The sequence below is a fragment of the Aquabacterium sp. genome, assembly GCF_004297345.1.
Lineage (GTDB): Bacteria > Pseudomonadota > Gammaproteobacteria > Burkholderiales > Burkholderiaceae_C > Aquabacterium.
Genome location: NZ_SCTN01000083.1, coordinates 1 through 5,197, shown reverse-complemented (window position 1 = coordinate 5,197; position 5,197 = coordinate 1). Strand labels below are relative to the sequence as shown.

Here is a 5,197-nt window from a genome sequence, read left to right as displayed (position 1 = left end):
ATCACCGAGGCAGTCCGACGCGCCCCCAACGCCCATCTCGACCTCAGTTGGTTGGGACTGGGGCTGCGTCCGGTCAGCAATATGAGCGAGAAACAGGGCTTGAGCAAAGAGCTCGTTCAATTTGTCAAATATTTACCTGCAGCACAACGTCAGGAAACCTGTGATCGCCTGTGGGAGATTTGTGCCGGACAAAATGCCCGCCCTCCACTGATGATGGTTCCGCAGCAGGTTCGGGATCTGGCGAGCCATGGCATGACGATCGGTGGGCATACGCATACGCATCCGATTCTGAGCAAAATCGGTCTGGACGAAGCCCGAAGCGATATCGAACGCAACAAGCTGGCCTTGCAGGACATCACGGGCAAGACGCCTTCGCTGTTCGCCTATCCGAATGGGCGCCCCAATACGGACTATCTCAAAGCGCATCGGGATCTGGTCAAGGCATCGGGATATCGGGCCGCATTCAGTACGGCGTGGGGCGTCGGAACTCGGGAAACCGATATTTTCCAATTACCCAGATTCGCGCCGTGGAACGTTACCCCGACCCGACTGACACTGCAATTGCTCAAGAACGCCCATAAAGGGCGGCATGCCGTCATGGCCGAGTGATTGGCGCGACGACCAAAGTCACTTTGCCCCCCCAGTTCTAGGGTGGTCCCCCTTGAACGCAGGGTTATGCCACCGAGCAGGTGCGATGACAATCCCCCCATTACAAAAACTTACTACTTCGGGTTGGGTTGTCGCACATGTTGCAGCGGCCTGGTCTCTTTGAGAGGCGATCATGTTCCGGGTTTTTCAGCATCACATTTCGATTGCGACGTTGGCTGAACTGCTTGCAGACAGTCTGACGAGCTTCCTGGCCATCGTGCTGGGTACCCTGACCATCGCCCACCTCTATGGCGACACCAACGCCTCCGTAGGCCTGTCCAGCGCTTTGCGTTCCGGGCTGGGTTTCGCGCTTCTGATCCCCCTGCACTGCGGTCTTGTCGGCGTCTACCGTGAGGGTTCCGAGCGCAAGACGGCCCGAGCCAAGCTCGGCCGCGCCGTACTGGGCTGCCTGCTGGGCGCGCCAATTGCTTACCAACTGGCTGTCAAAACCGTCGTGGACGGCAACCAGGCTCACCAGTTGATGGGTTTTGCCGTGGCCTACCTGATGATCGGCCTGCTGATCGTTCGCGGCCTGCTGATGTCTGCATGGCGTGGCTCGCTGGTTCAGCAGCGCATCCTGATCGTCGGTACAGGCAACGAGGCGCATGCCGTGGCAACCGATCTGAAATCGCGACGCCTGCGCAGCCACTCGGTGATCGGCTTCTACCCTGCTGGTGAATCCGTCTTGCCTGCTGAAGACAAGCGTTTCAACATCTTTTCGCGCGCATCGTCGATCGATGAGATCGTCAACAAGCACGACATCAACCAGATCATCGTCGCGGTCAAGGAACAACGCGGCGGCAATGTCCCGATGGACCAACTGCTATTGGCCCGCATCCAAGGCATCCCCGTGATGGACCTGGCGGCCTTCTACGAGCAGACCACCGGTGAAGTGCCCGTTGACAGTCTGAAGGCCAGCTTCCTGGTCTACGGGCGCGGCTTCTCCCAAGGGCGTGGTCGCATCCTCGTCAAGCGCGCTTTCGACGTGATCACGTCAGCCTTCCTGCTCCTGCTCGCCTCACCCGTGATGCTGCTGACCATGCTTGCGATCAAGCTGGAGAGCAATGGCCCCATCATCTACCGTCAGGAACGTGTGGGACTGGGTGGCAAGGGCTTCATGTGCCTGAAGTTCCGCAGCATGCGCACCGATGCTGAAAAGGACGGTGTGGCCGTCTGGGCGTCTAAAAACGATACCCGTATCACCCGCGTGGGCGCCTTCATCCGCAAGACCCGTATCGACGAGTTGCCCCAGTTGTTCAGCGTGCTGGCTGGCGAGATGAGCATGGTCGGCCCCCGCCCCGAGCGCCCTACCTTCGTAGCCCAGTTGAAGGAACAGATCCCGTTCTACGACATTCGCCACAGCGTCAAGCCTGGCGTGACGGGCTGGGCGCAGGTTCGTTACGCCTACGGTGCATCGGTTGAAGATGCACTGCACAAGCACCAGTACGACCTGTACTACGTGAAGAACAACTCTCTGTTCCTCGATCTGTTGATCCTGTTCGAAACCGTCAGCGTGGTGCTGTTCCGCGAAGGCGCGCACTGATCCTGCACGGGTATCTGATACCGCGACACGGCAACTGATACCGGAACCGCTCTCTCTACGTGTGGCGCACCCCAGGGTGCGCCACCGTCGTTTCAGGGGGTGAGGTTTCAGACCTGCATCAAGTTGCGGGACAATGGCAGGTTGCCTGCCTCCCATCAAGCCCGTGACTCCACCTCCCAGCGCCTTTGCTACTGACACCTCCGCCCCTGGCGATGCGGGTGGTCGTGGCCTGCTCAAGAAGAGCCTGGCATGGGGCCTGGGCCTGGGTTTGCTGGCCTGGTTGCTCTCTCGCACCCCCTTTGGGCAAGTGGCAGAGGCCTTTTCCCGCCCTGGCTGGGAAACCTGGGGGCTCACGCTGGCAGGCTTGCTGATCAGTTACGCCTTGCGTGCCGCCCGCCTTCAAGTGGTCCTCAACCTGGAGGGGCACCGCCAGGCACCGCACCGCTGGCTGGGTGTGCGCACCGACGCCTTGCGTGTGATCCTGATGCACAACGCGGCCATCAATTTGCTGCCCATGCGTGCGGGTGAGCTGACCTTTCCTTTGCTGGCTTCACGTGAACTCGGCATGCCGGTAACGCGCGCTGTGGCCTGCCTGTTGTGGATGCGGGTGCAGGACGTGGTGATCCTGGTGGTCCTGGGCTTGCTGATATGGCCGGGCCTGCCTGTGTGGTGGCGGCTTGCTGGCTTTGGCGCCATGTATCTGGCCTGGCTGACGCTTGGGCGCGTGTCTCGCACCTGGTTTGCCCGTCAGAAAGACCAAGTGCCTGCAGGCAAGCTCGCGGGACTGATGATCAAGCTCAGGCAAGCCCTTCTGGAACCCGAGCACCACCACCCACTGGCGTGGCTGGCCACGCTGGCGAACTGGAGCCTGAAGTTGGCAGCCGGTGCCTGCCTGTTGTCAGCCGTCAGCACCGCGCCCTGGCTGACGTCGTGGGCCGGTGCTTTGGGTGGAGAATTGGCAGCCATCGTGCCTTTGCAAGGGCCTGCGGGCTTTGGCACCTATGAAGCTGGCGTCTGGGCAGGCATGGCCGCCCATCTGCCGGCACAATCCTCGGCTTTGTCGCACGCGGTGAGCGCGGCCTTGGCCCTGCATGTGTGTTTTTTGCTGTGCGCTGTCCTGGCGGGCGCACTGGCATCTGTTTTGTCCTGGGCCAACAAGCCCCGTGTGCGTCAGGGTACGCCCTCTGCTCGTCATCCTGACTAGCGGGGGTGGGTTTGTTTGCGAGAAAGTGAAGTCATGACTGTTGCCCCGACGGCCCAAGCCGTCTCTACCAATGCCGTACCCGACCACCGCCTGACCGTGGTCGTGCCGATGTACAACGAAGTCGAGAACGTCGAACCCTTCGTCACGGCTGTGCACGATGCATTGGGCAACTATCCCTTTGAGTGGGAACTGATCATCGTCAACGATGGCAGCCGCGATGGCACCCAGCAAGCGCTGGATGAACAAGCTCGCCTGCGCGGCCCTCACGTGCGCCCCATCCACCTGTGGCGCAATTTCCGCCAGACAGCGGCCATGCAGGCCGGCATCGATGCCGCCCGTGGCGATGTGATCGTGACCCTGGACGGGGATCTGCAGAACGACCCCAAGGACATCCCCAAGCTGGTGGCCCGCCTGTTGCGCGAGGACCTGGACCTGGTCGCTGGCTGGCGTCAGAACCGCCAGGATGGCCTGTGGTTGCGCAAGGTGCCTTCGCGCATCGCCAACCGCCTGATCCGCAAGATCACCCAACTGGAGTTCCAGGATCTGGGTTGCAGCCTGAAGGCCTACCGTGCCAGCGTCCTCAAGCGCGTGAGCCTGTACGGCGAAATGCACCGTTTCATTCCTGCCTGGATGGCCACGGTGACGTCGCCGGCACGCATGGCTGAAGAACCGGTGAGCCACCATGCCCGCACGCGCGGCGAATCGAAGTACGGCATTTCGCGCACCTTGCGTGTGGTGCTGGACTTGCTGGCCGTGAACTTCTTCTTGCGATTTTCTGGTCGCCCAGGCCACTTCTTTGGTGGTGTAGGTCTGGCCGTGGGCCTCGTCGGGGGCCTGATTCTGAGTTACCTCGCCGTGCTGAAAATGCTGGGCGAGAACATTGGCGGTCGTCCGCTGCTCTGGCTGGGTTTCTTCTGCGTGCTGGGTGGGTTGCAGTTCCTCACCACGGGCGTGCTGGCCGAGTTGCTGATCCGCATTTACTACGACCGTGGCGAGGTGGCGCCGTATCACACCAGTGAAGCGCCACAGCTGAATGCCGACACCGCCTGGCATCACACACCTTGACGTTGTTTGTTGTTGTCATTGACCACACACCATGAACCAACCCACCAATGCTCTTGTTGTTTCCACCGGCGCTGCACCGGTTGCGAAACGTCCGTCCGGACAACGCTGGCCCAAGATCTGGGGCCCTCGCATGTGGAAACTGCTGGCCTTGGTGGCCGTGCTGTTTGCTTATCGTTTGTGGGTGGTTCGTCACTCAGGCATCTCGCTGTTCTTTGATGAGGCCCAGTACTGGGATTGGTCCAAGCACCTGGCCTGGGGCTATTTCTCGAAGCCGCCGCTGATTGCTGGCTTGATCTGGTTGAGCACGGCCTTGTTCGGCTCTGGCGTACTGGGTGTCAAATCTCTGACGATGTTGCTTTACCCTGCCACGGCACTGAGCATGGTGGGCTTGGCTCGCGCACTGTGGCCAACCAGCAGCGGCGTACGCACGGGCATGGTCGCAGGCGCTTTGTTCATGACCATCCCGATGGTCGGGCTCATGGGCATGTTCGCCTCAACCGATGCACCCTTGATCCTGTGCTGGACGCTGGCCTCCTGGGCCTTGTGGCGCGCCCAGGTGACCAATCGCATGAGCCATTGGGTACTTCTGGGTGTCGCCTGCGGTGTGGGCCTGATGGGCAAATACACAATGGCGGCCTTCGCCATCACTGCCATCTGGACGCTGTGGGCCGTGCATGGCCCGCAACGCGGCCTGTTGCGTGTGGGGCCCTGGGTGGCCATCATCGTGGCGCTTGCCC

5 protein-coding genes are annotated in these 5,197 nt (G+C 61.2%); all 5 read left to right on the top strand.

The features are described 5' to 3' along the window. A partial coding sequence (locus EPO09_RS02460) for a polysaccharide deacetylase family protein (protein ID WP_290639815.1) occupies positions 1-609 on the top strand: 609 nt, incomplete at its 5' end. A 172-nt stretch (positions 610-781) separates the two neighbouring features. Next, complete coding sequence (locus tag EPO09_RS02455) at positions 782-2,191, top strand: TIGR03013 family XrtA/PEP-CTERM system glycosyltransferase (protein ID WP_290639814.1); 1,410 nt, start codon at positions 782-784, stop codon at positions 2,189-2,191. Between the two features lie 163 nt (positions 2,192-2,354). Continuing rightward, complete coding sequence (locus tag EPO09_RS02450) at positions 2,355-3,395, top strand: lysylphosphatidylglycerol synthase domain-containing protein (RefSeq protein ID WP_290639812.1); 1,041 nt, start codon at positions 2,355-2,357, stop codon at positions 3,393-3,395. Between the two features lie 33 nt (positions 3,396-3,428). Then, complete coding sequence (locus tag EPO09_RS02445) at positions 3,429-4,460, top strand: glycosyltransferase family 2 protein (RefSeq protein ID WP_290639810.1); 1,032 nt, start codon at positions 3,429-3,431, stop codon at positions 4,458-4,460. Between the two features lie 31 nt (positions 4,461-4,491). Further along, on the top strand, positions 4,492-5,197 hold a 706-nt coding region (locus EPO09_RS02440), incomplete at its 3' end, for a glycosyltransferase family 39 protein (RefSeq protein ID WP_290639808.1).

Bases quoted from the DNA above. Each gene is read 5' to 3' on its own strand.
- EPO09_RS02455 (WP_290639814.1), top strand. From the start codon at position 782: ATGTTCCGGGTTTTTCAGCATCACATTTCGATTGCGACGTTGGCTGAA.
- EPO09_RS02445 (WP_290639810.1), top strand. From the start codon at position 3,429: ATGACTGTTGCCCCGACGGCCCAAGCCGTCTCTACCAATGCCGTACCC.